This is a genomic window from Glutamicibacter arilaitensis, from assembly GCF_044793945.1.
Classification (GTDB): domain Bacteria; phylum Actinomycetota; class Actinomycetes; order Actinomycetales; family Micrococcaceae; genus Glutamicibacter; species Glutamicibacter arilaitensis_B.
Map to the genome: position 1 here is coordinate 1,139,637 of NZ_CP084994.1, position 17,058 is coordinate 1,156,694.

8 protein-coding genes are annotated in these 17,058 nt (G+C 59.5%); 1 reads left to right on the forward strand and 7 read right to left on the reverse strand.

Features of this window, described 5'->3' with window-relative positions; translation table 11 throughout:
- Positions 1-516 precede the first annotated feature (516 nt).
- The 6 genes from LG294_RS05345 to LG294_RS05370 all read right to left on the reverse strand — a co-directional run bounded on the left by LG294_RS05345 (position 517) and on the right by LG294_RS05370 (position 8,305).
- Positions 517-1,281, reverse strand: coding sequence for an ABC transporter permease (locus LG294_RS05345; RefSeq protein ID WP_404290223.1), 765 nt, complete (start codon positions 1,279-1,281; stop codon positions 517-519).
- Entirely contained in the window at positions 1,278-2,057 is a 780-nt protein-coding gene (locus LG294_RS05350; RefSeq protein WP_404290225.1) for an ABC transporter ATP-binding protein, read from the reverse strand. The genes LG294_RS05345 and LG294_RS05350 overlap by 4 nt, the downstream gene beginning before the upstream one ends.
- Positions 2,054-2,422 (reverse strand): DUF1048 domain-containing protein, encoded by a 369-nt coding sequence (locus tag LG294_RS05355; RefSeq protein ID WP_404290227.1) that lies wholly within the window; start codon positions 2,420-2,422, stop codon positions 2,054-2,056. The genes LG294_RS05350 and LG294_RS05355 overlap by 4 nt, the downstream gene beginning before the upstream one ends.
- Positions 2,419-2,772, reverse strand: a complete 354-nt coding sequence (locus LG294_RS05360) for a PadR family transcriptional regulator (protein ID WP_404290228.1) — start codon at positions 2,770-2,772, stop codon at positions 2,419-2,421. The genes LG294_RS05355 and LG294_RS05360 overlap by 4 nt, the downstream gene beginning before the upstream one ends.
- Before the next feature lie 296 nt (positions 2,773-3,068).
- A complete protein-coding gene (locus tag LG294_RS05365; protein WP_404290230.1) occupies positions 3,069-4,373 on the reverse strand; it encodes a M1 family metallopeptidase in 1,305 nt (434 codons plus the stop codon).
- A gap of 11 nt (positions 4,374-4,384) precedes the next feature.
- On the reverse strand, positions 4,385-8,305 hold the full coding sequence (locus tag LG294_RS05370) for a Pls/PosA family non-ribosomal peptide synthetase (RefSeq protein ID WP_404290232.1): 3,921 nt from the start codon (positions 8,303-8,305) through the stop codon (positions 4,385-4,387).
- 546 nt (positions 8,306-8,851) lie between these two features.
- On the opposite strand from LG294_RS05370, the gene LG294_RS05375 reads away from it, so the two are divergent.
- Positions 8,852-14,059, forward strand: a complete 5,208-nt coding sequence (locus LG294_RS05375) for an ATP-binding protein (RefSeq protein WP_404290234.1) — start codon at positions 8,852-8,854, stop codon at positions 14,057-14,059.
- Between the two features lie 1,922 nt (positions 14,060-15,981).
- Here LG294_RS05375 and LG294_RS05380 read toward each other — a convergent pair.
- Complete coding sequence (locus LG294_RS05380; protein ID WP_404290236.1) at positions 15,982-16,950, reverse strand: quinone oxidoreductase family protein; 969 nt, start codon at positions 16,948-16,950, stop codon at positions 15,982-15,984.
- Positions 16,951-17,058: the final 108 nt, after the last annotated feature.

A 17,058-nucleotide genomic window follows, 5' to 3' on the forward strand; every position in this document is an offset into this window, starting at 1 on the left:
GTTGGGTGAGAAGGGGCAAAAATCTCCTTGCGCAATATGGCGAGAGCTTTGGTCCGGCGCACTGCGGGCGAATTCCGACGACGCTCGCCGCCCGATTGAAAGCGATCCGACGGAATTCTCATTTTGCCATCGGATGCCGCGGGATAAGATTCACTGACCGCGTCCGATGGCCAGTGCGTTAGCGCCGAAAATAACCTGGAGTCCTCTGTCCTCCCGAGGGTGAATTCCAAGTACTGCACGGCTGGGCAGGCAAGCTGAATTTGGTTTGAATCCACCGTATCGAAGCGCGAGTGCTGCGTAGTTCCCAGCGGTAAGTTTGGCAGCTATCGCTCCAGCCGAGGCCTCGCCAGATTGCTGACGATTCTCGAATTTCTCACGTTCGCCATGATCAGCGACCGGCGGACTTCGAGCCCTACCTTTTTAGCAAGGCCAAGTTGGCAAACCGGTGCTGTACATTATCGAGCCGAGTCAGGCACGGGAGTGCGCGTGACTCGGCTGGAGCGTAAGATCTCGATGTCACTTGATTTTGCGGTGGTAGATCAGGTTCGCCAGTGCGTAAGCGATCACTAGAAGTCCCAGCAACCAAGCCAGTGCCACCCATATTTCCTGTCCCACCGGTTGTCCTGCGAATAGGGCCCGAAGCGAGTCGACGATCGAGGTCACTGGTTGGTGCTCAGCGAACCACGCCACCGGGCCGGACATCGACTCAGTAGGAACGAAAGCGGAGCTGATGAATGGTGCGAAGATCAATGGGTAGCTGAAAGCGCTGGCCCCATCAACGGTCTTCGCGCTCAGCCCTGCGATGACCGCGAGCCAGGTCAGTGCCAAGATGAAGAGCACCAGAATCCCGACTATCGCCAACCAGTTCACGAACGTGGCTTGGGTGCGGAAGCCCATCAGCAGTCCCACCCCGATGACGATGGCGATCGATACCAGATTTGAGATCAGCGAGGTGAATACATGCGCCCACAACACGCTGGATCTGGAGATCGGCATGGACTGGAAGCGTTCAAAGATGCCGCCTTGCAAGTCCAAGAACAAGCGGTAGGCGGTATAAGCAATGCCGGAGGCAATGGTGATCAACAGGATCCCGGGTAAAAGGTAATTGATGTAGGAGCCATCGGTTCCGGCATTGATTGCACCTCCTAGCACGTAGACGAATAACAGCATCATAGCGATGGGGGTGAGCGCGGTGGTGATGATCGTGTCGGGACTGCGCAGTATATGACGCAGTGAACGTCCGGTGAGGACGCGGGTGTCGTGCAAGGCGAGGGCAGTCATGACTGCTCCCGATCAGGTGCCCCGATCAAAGCGAGGAACACGTCCTCCAAGGAGGGTTGTTTCTCCACATATTCAACTTGGGCCGGTGGCAGCAATTCCTTAAGTTGGGCAAGGCTCCCGTTCTGAATGATGGTTCCTTGGTGCAATATCGCGATGCGGTCCGCCAGCTGTTCGGCCTCGTCCAGATACTGCGTGGTCAGCAGAACGGTCGTGCCGTCCGTTGCGAGTCGACGTACGGTGTTCCACACCGCTAAGCGCGCCTGCGGATCTAAGCCGGTGGTTGGCTCGTCCAAGAATATGATGCGCGGATTCCCGATCAGGCTCATCGCAATGTCCAGCCGGCGGCTCATCCCACCGGAATAAGTCACGGCTCTTCGATCGCCCGCATCGGTGAGCGCAAAGCGTTCAATCAACTGCTCGGCGTGCTGGCGAGGGTTCTTCAGGTGTCTCAGCTGCGCCATGAGCAATAGATTCTCTCGGCCGCTGAGCACCGGATCGATGGCGGCGAATTGACCGGTCAGGCTGATCGTTTCGCGGACCTGGTGCGCCTGGGTGGCGGTATCAAAACCAGCGACGGTAGCGCTGCCTGCATCTGCGGTCAGCAGCGTGGAAAGAATCCGCACGAGAGTGGTTTTTCCGGCGCCGTTCGAGCCGAGCAGGGCGAAGATCTCTCCGGACCTAACCTCCAAATCAACCCCGCGGAGCACTTCAAGGTCCTTAAAGGACTTTTTCAGCGCGCGCACGCTAATGGCGATGGTTGGGGCATCAGCACTCATGATTCTTCGCTCCGTTTCGCGTCCTGAACTGCCTTGATCAGCCGGGCCCGTTCCTTGTCGATCCATTGTTTTCCTGCGTAGGACTGGGTGAAGTTTTCAGCGAATTCCACTGGGTCTTCGCCAACAACTTCACTGAGCGGAAGCCGGTCGATGGAAGCCCGTTCCCACAGGTCAGCATGGTCGATGAACATCTGCACGATGGTGTCCCCATCGGTGATTCCACCGAAATACAGGAAGTATCGATTCAATGCGTTAGCCGTTGAGCGGTATGGCTCGGGCAGGGCATCCAAGCGGGCTTTGGCTTCCTTGTACTGCTTTTTCTGCTGGAGTTGGCCGGTGAGAACTTCGTACCATTTGGTGCTCATGAGGATTTTCCTTCTTGGTGGTTGGTGTAATTCTTGTGCAATTCCTCGATGCGTTCGGAGAGGAAGAACCAGCTCTTCCAGAACTCTTCGAGGTAATCGCGGCCCATCGCGTTCAACGTGTAGACCTTGCGCGGCGGCCCCTTTTCCGAGGGCACTTTTTCCACATCGACGTGACCGCGTTTTTCCAAGCGGATCAGCAGCGCGTATACGGTTCCTTCGACAATGTCACTGAGCCCTTTGCCGCGCAGTCGTGCGGTGATTTCGTATCCGTAGGCCGGCGACTCATCCAAGATCGCCAGAACGATCCCTTCCAAGGTGCCCTTGAGCATTTCGGTCATTTGCTTTGCCATCGTGGCCCCTCCAAGCGCTATCTAGTGATAATGACTACCACTAGATAGTAGGACTGGTTACCGGTAGATAGCAATACTGAATAGTGAAGTTTTTGGGCGATTCTTCGGCCAATGCCTCGACGCAACTGCATGGCCGAGAATCTTCGCCAAGTCAGGACCAAATCCGTTGACGGAAAATTGCCGGGCGACGCAACAGAAAGATTTCAGAAATTTACCGCCGCGCTTAACGCAGCAAGCCGCCGACCTGGTGCGGTCGACGGCTTGCTCATAGGTTTGAATGCGCTAGATGCTTGCGATTAGCCCTGAGGCAGACGGGGGAGTCGCTCTTCATAGAGCCAAGGCTGCAAAAGCTGTGCGATATCCACTTGCGGGGCGAACTGCTGTGCGTGCGCGATGAAGGCGGGAGTGTCCACATGACCGTGCTGCCGGGAGGCCACCCAGTCCTTGAGCAGGGCGTAGAAAGTTTCCTCACCCACCGCGAGCTTCAAGGCGTAGAGCGCCAACGCGCCCCGCTTGTACACGCGGTCATCGAACATGTCCTTGGCCCCCGGATCTCCGATGGCCAAATCCTGGTCTTGCCCATCGAGCAGCTCCCAGGCGAGCCGGGCACGGTCGGCCATGGACATGACCTCCGCGGCTTCGGAGTACAACCACTCGCTGAAGCAGGCGAAGCCCTCGTGCAGCCAGATGTCCTTCCAATGCTTCAGGGTGAGCGAGTTGCCCCACCACTGGTGGGAGAATTCGTGGGCGATGAGGCGCTGGGCCTCCCAGTCCATGGATAGGTGATTCAACCCGAAGATGCTCAGCCCCTGGGCTTCGAGCGGGATCTCCAGCTCGTCGTTGACTACCACGATCTTGTAGCTCTCGAAGGGGTACGGACCGAAGTGCCGTTCGAAGACCTCTGCCATTTGGGTCTGCTTGCCAAAGGCCCCGCGGACCTTCAAATCCATACCGGGCACCGCATAGGCCACCATATGGCGGTCCACGTCGAAGGGGATCTCCGAATAGCGTCCGATCTGCAAGGTGGCCAGATAGCTGGCCATCGGTTCGCGCTGCTCGTAGACCCAGGTGTCCCGGCTAGCGGCCCGCGAATGATTGATCAGCTCGCCGTTGGCCACTGCCCGGTAGCCGGCGTCGGTGGCGACCGTGAAGTGGTAGGTGGATTTGTGGCTCGGGTGGTCGTTGCAGGGGAACCAGGTCGCCGCGCCGGTCGGCTGACCGGAAACGAGCACCCCGTCGGTCAGCTCCTCCCAGCCGACTTCGCCCCAGATACCGTTTTGCACCCCGGGGTTTCCGGCGTAGCGCAGGGTCAGCTCCGTGCGCTCGCCGGCGGCCAGTCGGCTGGGCAGCTGCACCTCGATGCGGTGGTTGCGCTTGGATACTTGGGCCTTTTTGCCCTGGCAGGTGGCCTTCAGCACGCGCAACCCATGCAGGTTCAGCTGGACGGTGTCCAAGTCCTGCAGCGCGCGCAGGTGCAGCACCGCCTTGCCTTCAAGCAGATTGCTAGCGAGCTTGCAAGTCAGCTCCAGGTCGTAGTGGTCCACGGTGTATGCGGCCGAACCGTGGTGCTTGGTGTATTCATCCAAGATCTTCTGGGGCATCCGGCGCGGTCCTATACTGTCTGTGATTCGTCGGTCGTGATGTTCCAGCGTACCGCCGGATTGCCACGCCAGTAGGTATTTGCTGGCAGCACCTCGCCGCGCAGCACCAGCGAAGCCGGTCCGGTGGTGGTGCCATCGGAGATCTTCGCGGCCGGCAGGATGACGCTGTGCGGGCCGAGCGTAGCCCCGGCTCCGAGAGTGACCGAGTCAATGGACATGATGCGGTCGTGGAACAGGTGGGTTTGCAATACGCTGCCGCGGTTTACCGTTGCGTGATCTTCCAAGGTGACCAAATCGGCCTCGGGGAACCAGTAGCTTTCGCACCACACCCCATGCCCGATCTTTGCTCCCTGCGCGCGCAGGAACCAGACCAACGCCGGAGTGCCGGAGGCCAGGCGCGCGAACCACTGGGCGCACACCAGCTCCACAAAGGAGTCAACCATTTCGGTGCGCCAGATGAACGAGCTCCACAGCGTATGCTCGCCCGGGCGGATCACTCCGACCACCAGCCATTTGGCGGCCAGCGCGGTCAACGCGGCCAGAGCTCCGGCCAAGACCAGCACCGCTCCGGAAAGCAGCGCGGCGGACAGCGGGTTCACATGGGTAGCCAGCGCGGACAGCGCCCAGAGCACACCGGCGGCGATGCCGACCGTGGTGAATACTGCCAGGCAACGGGACAGCTCCCAGGCCGCGCGCATGACCTTGAGCTTCATCGGCGGCCGGTAGGTGCGCTCGGATTCAGCATCCACCGTGGTGCGGCGCAGCTTATGCGGGGGAGAGCCGATCCAGGAAGTTCCGGCCTTCATCTTGCGCGGGGTTGCCGAAAGCACCGCAATCAGTGAACGCTTAGGCACCCGGCGGCCGGCATGCAAGATGCCGGAGTTGCCGAGGAACGCCTTTTTGCCCACGCGCACCGGGGCGATGTGCATCCAGCCGCCGCCCAATTCATAGGAGGCGACCATGGTGTCATCGGCCAAAAACGCGCCCGAAGCGATGGTAGTCATCTTCGGGATCAGCAGCACCGTGGAGATCTCCACGTCACGGCCGACCTTCGCGCCGAGCAGCCGCAGCCAGACCGGGGTGAACAATGAAGCGTAGAGCGGGAAGAGCACATCGCGGGCGGTATCCAGCACGCGTTCGGTCGCCCACGCCTGCCAACCGACCCGGGAGGTCACCGGATGCCAGCCCTCGACCAGGCCGATGGACAGCAACCGCACCTCGATAATGATCAGCGCCATCATGGACACGAACCACACCAGTGCGGCAAGCAGCACCGCCGGGATGAACTTCCAGCCGATCGAGGTCAGCGAATCCTCGGCACGCAGCAACGGAGTGACCGCCAACACGGCCAAAACCACCGGCAACCACTGCAAGAGGTTCAGCAGCACCGAACCGGCCGCACCCAGCACGCGCGGAAGGATCCGGTAGGACGGGATTTCTTCGGGCCAGCGTGGTTTGGCGCGTCCCTCGCGGGCGGCCGGGGACCCGGCATAGCGTGAGTTCTCGCGGGTTTCGCCGTAGATGGCGGAGCCGGTTTCCACGATGGTGTGCGCGGCAACCACGGCGCCGGGAACCAACGTGGAGCGGGCGCCGACGGAGGCGAAGTCCCCGACGCTCACATGTCCCACATGCACCTTGTCGCCGTCGATCCAGTAGCCGGAGACGTCGACCTCGGGTTCCAAGGTGGCTCCCGGTCCGACGGTCAGCATTCCGGTCACTGGAGGCAGGGTGTGCATGGTGGCGGTTTTGTCGATATTCGCGCCCAGCATGCGCGCGTACCAAGGCAGCAGCGGCGCGCTGGCTAGGGAAATCGGATCCACCACGTCGGAGATGTGCTGCGCCAGCCACAGGCGCAGGTGCATCGAGCCCGAACGCTGATAGGTTCCCGGCTTCAGGCCGCGCAGCAAGAGCTTGCTTGCCACGATCGACAGGCACATGCGCCCGGCCGGGGTGACGAAGATCAGCCAGGAGGCCACGATCGAGTACCACGGGATCGGCAGCTGGGCTTCGAGGATTCCCACGCTGAGCAGGAACCAATGCCCGAGCATCAGGTAGGTGAACCAGCGCAAGCCCGAAAGGATGAACAATGGCACCGCGAGCAGAGTCTGGGTGATTTGGGTGATGCGCTTGGTGCGCTTGACGATGCGAGGCTCGATGACCTCGTCGTTGACCTGCTGCCCGCCGAGGAATTCCACCAACGCGCCGAAGCGCGGGTAGTCGTAGAGTTCGGCAACGGTCAGGTCCGGGTAGCGGGCGCGCAGCGCGGAGACCAATTGGGCTGCCGAGAGCGAGCCGCCGCCGGAACCGAAGAAATCCGAATCCGCGCTGGAGGCCGCCATGCCCAGCGCGCCCTGCCATGCCTGGGCGACAAAGTCACCGGTCTCATCGAGCCCGGTCAATTCCTCGCCGGACTGCTCGGCGGCTGCCCCGGCCAAGGGCCAAGGCAGCGCGTTGCGGTCCACCTTGCCACTGGTTTTCATCGGCATGGTGTCCACCAGGGTCAGCAGCGGCACCATCGCCGCGGGCAGATCCTTGAGCAGTTCGGTGCGGGCGGCATTCAGGTCGTAGTCCGCGTCGGCGGCCAGATATCCGACCAGCATCTTATTTCCGGTATTGGTTTCGCGCACCGCCACCGCGGCGCTGGACACGCCGTCGAGCGAGTTCAGTGCGGCGTCGATTTCGCCCAGTTCGATGCGCCGTCCGCCGATTTTCACCTGGTCGTCCACGCGGCCGATGAAGATCAGTCCCAGGTGGTCATTGACGACCACGTCGCCCGAGCGGTAGGCGCGGTCCCAGCCCAGGGTGGGCATGGGCGCGTACTTTTCGGCGTCCTTTTCCGGGTCCAGATAGCGGGCCAAGCCCACACCGCCGATGATCAGCTCACCGGTTTCGCCCTCGGCGACGGGGATCCCCTCGGCGTCCACGACCGCCAGGTCCCAGCCGGCCAGCGGGAGGCCGATGCGGACCGGGATGCTGCCGTCCATGGTGGCGCCGCAGGCAACCACGGTGGCTTCGGTTGGACCATAGGTGTTCCACACTTCGCGGCCCTCGGTGGCCAGGCGTCCGGCAAGCTCCGGAGGGCAGGCTTCGCCGCCGAAGATCAGCAGGCGCACGGATTCCAATGCCTGCGCCGGCCACAGGGCGGCGAGCGTGGGCACCGTGGAAACCGCGGTAATCGAGCGGGAAATCAGCCAGGGGCCCAGATCCATGCCGCTGCGCACCAGCGCCCGGGGAGCGGGCACCAGGCAGGAGCCGTTGCGCCAGGCGATCCACATCTCTTCGCAGGACGCATCGAAGGCCACCGACAGCCCGGCCAGTACGCGGTCCGAGGTGTTCAGCGGGTCTTCGGGAAGGAACATGAGTGCTTCGGCATCCACAAAGGCGGCGGCCGAACGATGGGAGACTGCCACGCCCTTGGGCTTGCCGGTGGAGCCGGAGGTGAAGATGATCCACGCGTCGTCATCCAGCTGCGGTGCGCGGGGGTTCGGGAAAGGGGTGGGGCGATCGGCGGAAACCACGATCTCGTCCAGGCCCTTCACGATGCCGGCGACCTCGGCCTCGGTGAACACCACCTTCGCCCGTTCGTCCGGATCGTCTGCATCAACCGGCACATAGGCGGCGCCGACCCAGAGAATCGCGAGGATCCATTCGTAGAGCTGGCGGGTTCCCGAGGGGACGCGCACGCCAATTCTGTCTCCGGCACCGAGCCCGTGCTCATGCAAAGCGCGGGCTTTCGACTTGACCTCTTCGATCAGCTCCGCATAGCTTTCGCTGCGTTCGCCGTCGTCAATGGCCGGCGCGTCGGGATGCGCCGTGGCGGTGGCCTGCAGAATTTGGATCAGGGTGCGCTCGGCAGGAGCTAGCGCGCCGGAGGGGAACTGGGGTGAGTAGAGCCCAGGTTCCTCGGTGGTTGAACTATTTACGGAGTCCATGATTGGCGGATCCGTCCCTTCACTAAAGTGTCATGCACAAGTGGATCGAGCGCTCAGGGGGAGTGAACTCTCGGAAAAGGGGGTACGGATCCTGGAGGGGATCGGACGTTGCGGCGTCCATAACCCATTAAATACCCTCGGACCGGTTACCGGGAAGTTGAAGGGTCAATTGGTCACTGGGATCACACCGTCCCGCGTGCGTTCTCGGTGCCAGCATTCCTGATGTCGTGATTTCCGGATATGGGTGGCGAACTTAAGTTCGTAAAGTTCGACGTGATCGGCCATACTTCGGCCGCGATGTATCGAGTACTCTACGAACTAACGGATGGTTCCCTATTCCTTGATGAAGCACACAAGACTAGAAATACACTTTGTGGTGAACGGGCCTTGGGTATTCTGGTTCTTTCGACGGACATCGGCTCGGGAAGTCGTTGCTCGGCATCATGCTGATTAGTTGCCGGCGAGAGGTCCTCGTGTTTCACAGCCAGCCCGGTAGAGTTTATTGCGGGATGGAGAAAGGCTCGATGCCCTGGACGGAGATGCATAATGAACCTGCGGCCGACCCACCATGGATATGCATACCAAGACATCGTGACCGGTAACGCGTTTGTTGATCTCCTCCTCGGTGCAGCTGTATCGATCAAAGTCGATCTAAAAGACTTCAATGGTGACCGGTTTGACGACACGACCATCGCCTACACCGATGGCCGTCGTGTCCGGTTCCAGATTAAACACACGACCATCGACCGTGAATTATCGCAGGCCACTTTTACGGCTGATAAGCGTCACCTGCGTCTCGATCTAATCCTGCGTTCATTGCTCTCGGATCTTGATTCAAATCCGGATACCACCTATCGAGTGGTCGTACGGGACGGGCAACCTGACGCCAACCTCGCTGGCGTGCTCGAGACGGTAGACCCGTCTGAGGACCCTGGAGACCCACTGCCTGGCATTAATACACGGCGATACAAGTTCTCCCCCGATAAACTTAAACAGTTGACGCAGTGGAATAACTTGCTGTCGAGCCTTACGGATCAAGAAGTCCGCCGCGGCTGCGGCAGACTTATTATCGACACGGATGCACCCACCGCCTCCCTCAGCTTCCACGAACCCGGTCCAGCGGAAGCTGCGCTCATACAGCGAGTCGCTGTGGAACTCGGCGCTGGACGACCTCCGAATATCAATAGGTCACCCGAGGAAATCGCACTGACGCTGGTCCACGCGGCTACTAAGGCTAGGGCTACCAACGGCAATATCACTCGCGCATCGATCGCCCCCGAAGTGCGTCTAACGACAGACTTCGGAGCTGTCCGCGATGGGAGTCCTACAGAACCTGTTTTCGCGGTAGAACGCGAAGGAGCAGTTGCCACACTCAAGAGCCAAATCGATAGTGTGGCACAACGAGGCGGCCGAGTGGTTCTTGTCGGCGAACCTGGCGCTGGCAAATCCTGGCTCAGCCAGCAAATCGCCGACAATTACCATGCCAGCGATTGGATCGTAGCCCGACATCACTGCTGGCTCGGAGAGACAGATACAGATCGAAACCAACGGGTTCTTGGCGATGTAGTCATCGGCAGCCTTCTCAAACAGCTCGAAATCAAGGCCCCTGAGGCCATAGCAGGCGTCCGCCCCCGATTTGCTGCTACTGCTGAAACGCTTGCCAAGGCTCTGCTCGCATGCCGAAGCAAGCACCAGGGTAAGCAAATTCTTCTCATTGTCGACGGGCTTGACCACATCGACAGAGTACGCGGACGCAACATCGGGGGAGGAATCGCAGACCCTGCGCGAGCCATGGTCGAGCAGCTCGCGAGCATCGATCTCCCCGAAGGTACTTGTCTTCTTTTAGCCAGCCAACCGGGAATGCACTTGGACGGTGCTAGGCCGGCAAGTGGCATGCCACTGCAAGTGCCACGTATGTCAACCGACGAACTAGCTACACTCGCCGCGCGCCACGGGGTGCTAAAAGACACCAAAACAGGCCTACCGATCACAGTGAGTAACCGGCAGACAATCGTCAGTCTGCTCGCGGAACGCTCTCATGGGAACGCGTTGTACGCGACCTACCTCTGCCGCCACGCAATAGGCGCATCCCTCCTCGGCCAACCGTTGTCCGCCCCTGTCACCGTCGCAGAGGCCATCGAACGACTCCAGCAAGTACCCGACACTGCCAACGACATCGACACCTACTACCAGCATCTCCTTAACGGTCTTACAGATGGAGAACTCCAAGCGATCGGCGCACTCGCCATCTGCGACTTTGCGCTTACCAAAGAAGAATTGGGCCAGGTCATTCCTGCCTTTGCACTTGGCCTAGAAGAAGCACTCGCAACACTCGCCCCTGTTCTGGTCTCGCTCCCTGGAGCTGGGGGACTTAAAGTCCATCACGAAAGCCTTAGCCGGTTCATACGTCGCGGCAAACCTGAAGCATGGTCAAACCATATCCGGAAGTGCGCAGCCGCCTGGCTTCGCAGTCGAGGTTTCTTCAATGACACACGGTCTTTTCGCAATCTCCCTCAGCTCCTAGCCGATCTAGGTCAGCACGAAGAACTCGTCGCACTAATCGACCGCGACTTTGTCAGCAATGCAATCGCGCAACTGCAGCCACCCGAAGCTATCAAACACGTACTCGCGACCGTCGCCACTGAAGCTCAGAACCGCCGTGACTGGAAGACTCTCATCACCTGTGTGGAGGCAATTCGCGCAGTCAGTGTTTACGAAAACGAATCGTTGCCCGATACCCTAGTTCAGTACGCTGATGTGGTCGTCCGCCTCATCAGCGCCGATACCGTCGCTGAACGTCTCATATATGAGAGCCGCGCGACATTTCCTGCCCGCTGGGGCCTAAATCTGTGCGAAGCGGTCGACCGAGCCGGCGCTCCGGCACCCTGGGACGCCTACTTGAGTGCTCGTATACAGGAAGCTAAGAATGACAACGTAAGCTACGGTGCAGAAAGCGACGCGAATCTTCACCTCTCCGAACAGCTCGGCCACCTTCGCCAGCGGTTCGACGCCGGCCGTACCATCGACAAAACCGAGCTCGCTAAGCACTTTGACGGACATGATGCCAAACCACATCTAGGCCAACTCGTCGAAGTTTTTGCCTGCGCAGTTCCTGCTGAAGACCTTCTTGATACAGCGCGCGAGATGACAGTTGAGAAGAACGCGGCCACCGTCCTTATTACCCTTGCTGAACTTGCTGCCACAGGCTCTTTCAACCTCCCGGACGCGACGGAGATTGCCCGCGAAGCCGCTACACGAGCACCAGAGGCATACATCAATGAGTACCTCGACCATGGAATTCCTGCAAGCGAACTCGTAGCGCTGCTAGCACTGTCGGACTTACAATCCGAACTACGCAATGCCACGAAAAAACTGCTTTCCGATCTCATGACCGAACGCCCGGAACACGTCCGTCGTTGGCTCAACCTCCTACGTATCGCACACGAAACCGATCCGAACATCGTCCTTATCATCGGCAGTGACATCAGTGGTCCTGGTTTTTACCGCGCATGGCTTCGGTTCGCCGTTGCAACAGTCGGTCTGGATGAGGACTCTTCCAACGGTGCGACAACGCCTGATACAGCATCGACCGCGGTTAGAGTTGCGCTGGAGCAGCTAGCAATCGAGGCTGAGCCGTTCACTGGCCGTCCTCGTGCCGTCGACCTCTGGTCTATTCGCCACCTAATTCACGAAGTCATCGAACGAGCCCTCGCTGTCGTTCTCCCTCACGACCTTGGCGAGGTCCTCGCCTTTCTCACGACAATTGGCGATAAAACGACGGCTTCCCTTATGGGTATGGCGGAAGGAGGACCGCTTGCAACCAACGACCTTCTCGCCATCTTGAGCCGATTAGCCGATCGCATGGGCATAGAACCCATCCATAAACTGATGTCCGAGGTCAGGCATAACCGCTACGATGCCAATACCATGTACTCAGTAACGGCCGACTTCGAGATGGCAACCGCACGCATCTGCCTTGATGCGGGGGACCAGCTTGAAGCCCAGGCCTGCTGGGGCCGTGCCGCCGCCCTACTTTGCGCATATGATGGACATAAGGACCCAACGATTTACGAATTCATCGAAGCAACTGCGGATATCGGGGCGATCGATCTCGATTCAGCACGTGCAGCTCTAGCACGTGTCCAAGATGCCGCCTATCTAGCTGCTGACCATAGCGATGGACGTGGAACCAACCATGCCCCTGCCACTTGGTGGCGACGAGCCGCTGAACTCGATCCAATAGCAGCAGCGCTGAACTCGGCGAATACCCTTATCCGTGATTACGGATATGAGGACTTCCATGTGCACACCACACACATCCAACTTCTGGAAACTTACGCCGAGAGCGCCGACCCTATCGTTCTCGCAGCACTCCGCCTAACTACTGGACCAGAATGGCGACAACAAGACACCGATCTGGTACTTCTCAAACGGCTCCAAGCTGAAGTTGGTCTGTCAGTTCAAAGTGACAGAGCCCTCGTGATTTTCGCGAATCAGGTCGCCGCCAGCTACGACAACCAAGCACTCGTGTACGTCAGTGACCTACCAACCAGTACCGCGCCACTTGAGCTAGTAGCTGCCGTCCAGGCCTTAGGCGGACCCGACTTCCCGCTCTATGAACCTCGTGAAGAAAACAACCTCTCCGAGACTCCACTTAGCAGCCCTCACCGTGGCTCCGAATCGTTGCTCGAAATTCTTGAGAAATCACAACGCCCAACGTTCGGATCCGGTGCTCAAGGCGCAGCTCTCGCCGCACGGGATTACCAAGACAAGAGATACCAAGCGGACCAGAAAACCATTAGATTCGACCGCGACGCACTCATCAGTGCCATCGGCTGGCGCATCCTCGAAGCTACCAGCATCGACGGTGCTCAGGGTGGAATGAAAGTTCTCGACGCAGTCACTCGCGAACTACACTTCACAAGCGTCGACGAGCTGCTCGCCGTCATTGTGGAAGGGCTCGCACGATGTTGCGACGGGACAATTCCCGAGCTCGATCAAGTCGCTAGCTACGCACACGTCGTCGCCTACACCCGCATCAGGGGCGGCGGCGGATGGCAAACCTTCGCCGGTCGCGAACGCATCGAGCTTTGGAAACAAGCCCGCGTCCTCGACGCAGACACTGCCGATGATACACTCGCAGCAGCCATCGGCTACAACGTCGCCACTGAAGGGTACGGAGTCTTCGGTATTACTGAGGCTGTAGTCGCGGCATTCGCAGCCGCACCTGCTCAAGGCACCGCTGGCACCGCAGACCAGATTTGGAATACCGCCTTCGACATCCTCGAACAACGGTTACCAGGAACCGTAAACAGAACTGGCCCTCGCTATACCCCGACCCTGGCACCAGACCCGCACGGCGAGTTGGACAGTGCCCTCGCCTCCCTCGCCATCGCCACCATCTGCCAACCCAAGACGGAAGATATCCGAACTGCACTTCTTGCACTAACACTGCTTATCGCATGCAGACCACAGCTCGCTCAGTTTGCTGTGATTCCAGTGATTGAAGCCAATCTAGACGCAGGGCGCATCACGTGGGTCCTCGAAACGGTACATGATCATTTGCGGTACGGAAATCTCACCGACGACCTAAAGGATAAGCTGACCGCACTTGCAACTACCAACCGCTTGTCAGTGCGCACTCTGGCCGGTCAAATCCTGGCACAACATGGTTACCCCGTTCCGAACGTTCCAGCGACACATCCCGACGGTTCGATACGCCGCGCTATTAACCAATCGATGGATGACTCATGACTAAGAACGCCCGAGAGTTCGCTAAAGAGACAGTAAAAGAATTTCTGGGACAACGTCTCGAACTAGCACGGCACCCACCCGGCCTACGAGATGCGGTTGAGACCCGCATAGCCAATATATACGACGAGGTCGTCGATCGATTCAACAACCAAGTCAAACAACTGAAGCCTCGAGACTACGACCGCCCCCAAGCGTACTACGCACACCAGGAAGCGCTCGAAACTAATCTCCAAGAGGCAGCTGCTGGCATCCGTACTGCCATAGCGGACGAAGGGTTTACCATCGATGCGCTCCCTTTCGAACAAGCCGCGACACTATGGCTTGCATCAACAGCAACATGGGCAATTCGAAGCGAAGCTGCACGCGTCCCACGTCCGCCAACTCGACCCTCTACACTCTCGTGGACAATCCCAGCGGTCCCATGGCTCAACGACAACGCGTATATATGGCCGCCAACTGAAGCTGTGACTCTTCAACGGAAGAAAGAAATTTCGTTAACTGAACTACCTCGCTGCGCTGAATTCCCATATAAGAACTGGGTGCAACTTGGACTTTTGGAGCGGCAACGCACTTTCGCCAGTAAACATCCGGACCGGCCTGCCCGTCGCTTCATGATCGCCACAGGACTGGAATCGACTAACGGTGAGCCGAGAGGACGGAATCTGCCATTCGTTGGGTCGAACCCCACAATCTGGAGTAATCGGGCCACAGACCTCGAACCGGCACTTCACCGAGCGCAGGCGCACGCCAATCTCACTGCCCTTGCAAGACCCCTTGTTGCGCTTCTGGATTTTGATACCACTTTTGGCTCCCCTCATACTGATGCGGCGCCTGGGCTCCACCCGTTCCTCTTGGCCCCACACATCGAACTTAGTGCACTCCTTGGACTCTGGCCAGAATCTCCGTCGAACCGATTGATGCTCATAGACGATAGTGGGCCGGCCCTCGTCTGCAGACAATGGAGTTCTTTTCCAGTTCATGTCGGGAGCTACGAGCCGCTTGAACCAGCGGTCGTTGGAACCGACCTACTTCTCAGGCCGGACCTTCACGACAAAGTAATGGAAGCTATTGGTTCCACTAGACTCCGCATCGGGCTATCGGTTCAGGTCTCTACCTGAGACCTAGAACGACAGTCGATGACACCTGTCCAGCCCGGTCACCTGCTCCGGGTAGCTATCGGGCAGCGGGTTGGTGATCTGCATAATAACCGTGCCGACCACGCTGGCATCCATGTAGATGCCAGGAGGAGCGGATGCACCGCGACTGGCTGTACGAACTGGGTGTAGACCAGAAACCCAGCAAAGACGATGACACGCACCATCTGCAGATAGCATTCGACGAGCTTCTCGATGGGCCCGATCCCCGATAACTGTCCCGGGTACGGTCCGTTGCCGCAGTGGTTCACTACCGTTTTGAGGAAGTATGGCAGCGCCTGCAAAACGTCATCTAACAACTTACGCAGTGAAGTTAAGCCCCGACCTGCACATGAACCCAGAACAACTTCGCTCTGGCAGCCAGCGACTGGCACGCTAGCTGCCCGACATCCGCCTCGGAATAGAAGGTTACTAATTAGATGGCCGCAGCGAACTGGCGTGAATACTCACTCAGCAAGCTAGCTATGTCCAGGTAATGGGCATGATTCACCTTCCCATGGGCTATCACGCTCAGGCCCTGCAAGGCCGCCAATTGTTGGTCATCGGAAGCCCTATAGATGATTAGCTAGGACAGCTGGCCGCGCAGAGGCTCGGTATCGACCTGGACCCGGTCCTTCTCCAGAACATTGCCCGGCATGATGTGCAAATGCCCATCGTTAAGCGCGGGATGACCTGCAGCTTCAAATGTGCTGGCGGCGCTTCGTCGCAGTGCAGCGCGACTCTACCGCCCGGCAAGGGCGGTACGTCTTGGTCTAGTGGAGAAGAGCGCTAGGGCACGAGCAGCACCTTGCCGGTGGTTTTGCGCGATTCCAGCGCTCGATGTGCATCACCGGCGTCGGCCAACGCGAATTTCTGCCCGACGCGGACATCCAGGTCCCCAGTGGCGGCCCAGCCGAAGACGTCGCCGAAGCGCCAGGCCCGTTCCTCATCGGTGGCCAGGAAATCCGCGAGTTTCGGCCGGGTGACGGTCAGCGACCCGCCCGCATTCAAGCGCTGCAGGTCGAAGGGAGGCACCTGGCCGCTGGCCCCGCCAAAGAGCACCAGCGTGCCGCGGCGCTTGAGCACCTTCAGCGAGGTTTCGAAAGTGTCTTTGCCGATGCCGTCGTAGACCGCGTGCACGCCCACCCCGTTGGTGACCTTGTCCACGGTGGCTTCGACCTGGTCATAATCCACCACGTGGTCGGCTCCGGCGGCACGGGCCAGATCCTTCTTCTCCTGCGTGGAAGCGGTAGTGATGACGGTGGCGCCCTTCATCTTCAAGATCTGCGTGAGCAGCAGTCCCACTCCACCGGCGCCGGCGTAGGTGAGAATGACATCGCCCGAACGCACCAGGTAGCTCGAATGCGTCAGGTAGTGCGAGGTCATGCCTTGCAGGGGCAGCGCCGCGGCCAAACGCAGGTCGACCTTGTCCGGGACCTTGCCCAGCTCGGACTCGTTGACCACCGTGTACTGGGCGTAGCCCTTTTCGCCGCTGGCGGTGGCGACCCGGTCGCCGACCTTCAAATGGCGCACGTTCTTGCCGATCTGCGTGACGGTGCCGGAGAATTCGCTGCCCGGGGTGAATGGATAGCGAACGGCGTAGATTCCCGAGCGCTGGTAGGTTTCGATGAAGTTCACACCGGTCGCTTCGACCTTGACCAGCACTTGCCCCTCGCGGGGGGTGGGAATTTTGGTTTCGCCGAGCTCCAGAACTTCAGGCCCACCTGCGTGGGAGACGAGTATGCTCTGCTGTTTCATGCGATGCGCTTCCAATCTTTGTCCCTTGCCATATTGCTGTCGGCTTCTAGTAACTAGTCTAGATCTGAAGGGTGCGGGCCGGGTGAGTTGAAACCCTTGAAATGAGGA

What these genes read in the sequence shown, in the direction of transcription:
- LG294_RS05345 (WP_404290223.1), bottom strand. Translation starts at nt 1,281, where the DNA reads ATGACTGCCCTCGCCTTGCACGACACCCGCGTCCTCACCGGACGTTCA.
- LG294_RS05350 (WP_404290225.1), bottom strand. Translation starts at nt 2,057, where the DNA reads ATGAGTGCTGATGCCCCAACCATCGCCATTAGCGTGCGCGCGCTGAAA.
- LG294_RS05355 (WP_404290227.1), bottom strand. Translation starts at nt 2,422, where the DNA reads ATGAGCACCAAATGGTACGAAGTTCTCACCGGCCAACTCCAGCAGAAA.
- LG294_RS05360 (WP_404290228.1), bottom strand. Translation starts at nt 2,772, where the DNA reads ATGGCAAAGCAAATGACCGAAATGCTCAAGGGCACCTTGGAAGGGATC.
- LG294_RS05365 (WP_404290230.1), bottom strand. Translation starts at nt 4,373, where the DNA reads ATGCCCCAGAAGATCTTGGATGAATACACCAAGCACCACGGTTCGGCC.
- LG294_RS05370 (WP_404290232.1), bottom strand. Translation starts at nt 8,305, where the DNA reads ATGGACTCCGTAAATAGTTCAACCACCGAGGAACCTGGGCTCTACTCA.
- LG294_RS05375 (WP_404290234.1), top strand. Translation starts at nt 8,852, where the DNA reads ATGAACCTGCGGCCGACCCACCATGGATATGCATACCAAGACATCGTG.
- LG294_RS05380 (WP_404290236.1), bottom strand. Translation starts at nt 16,950, where the DNA reads ATGAAACAGCAGAGCATACTCGTCTCCCACGCAGGTGGGCCTGAAGTT.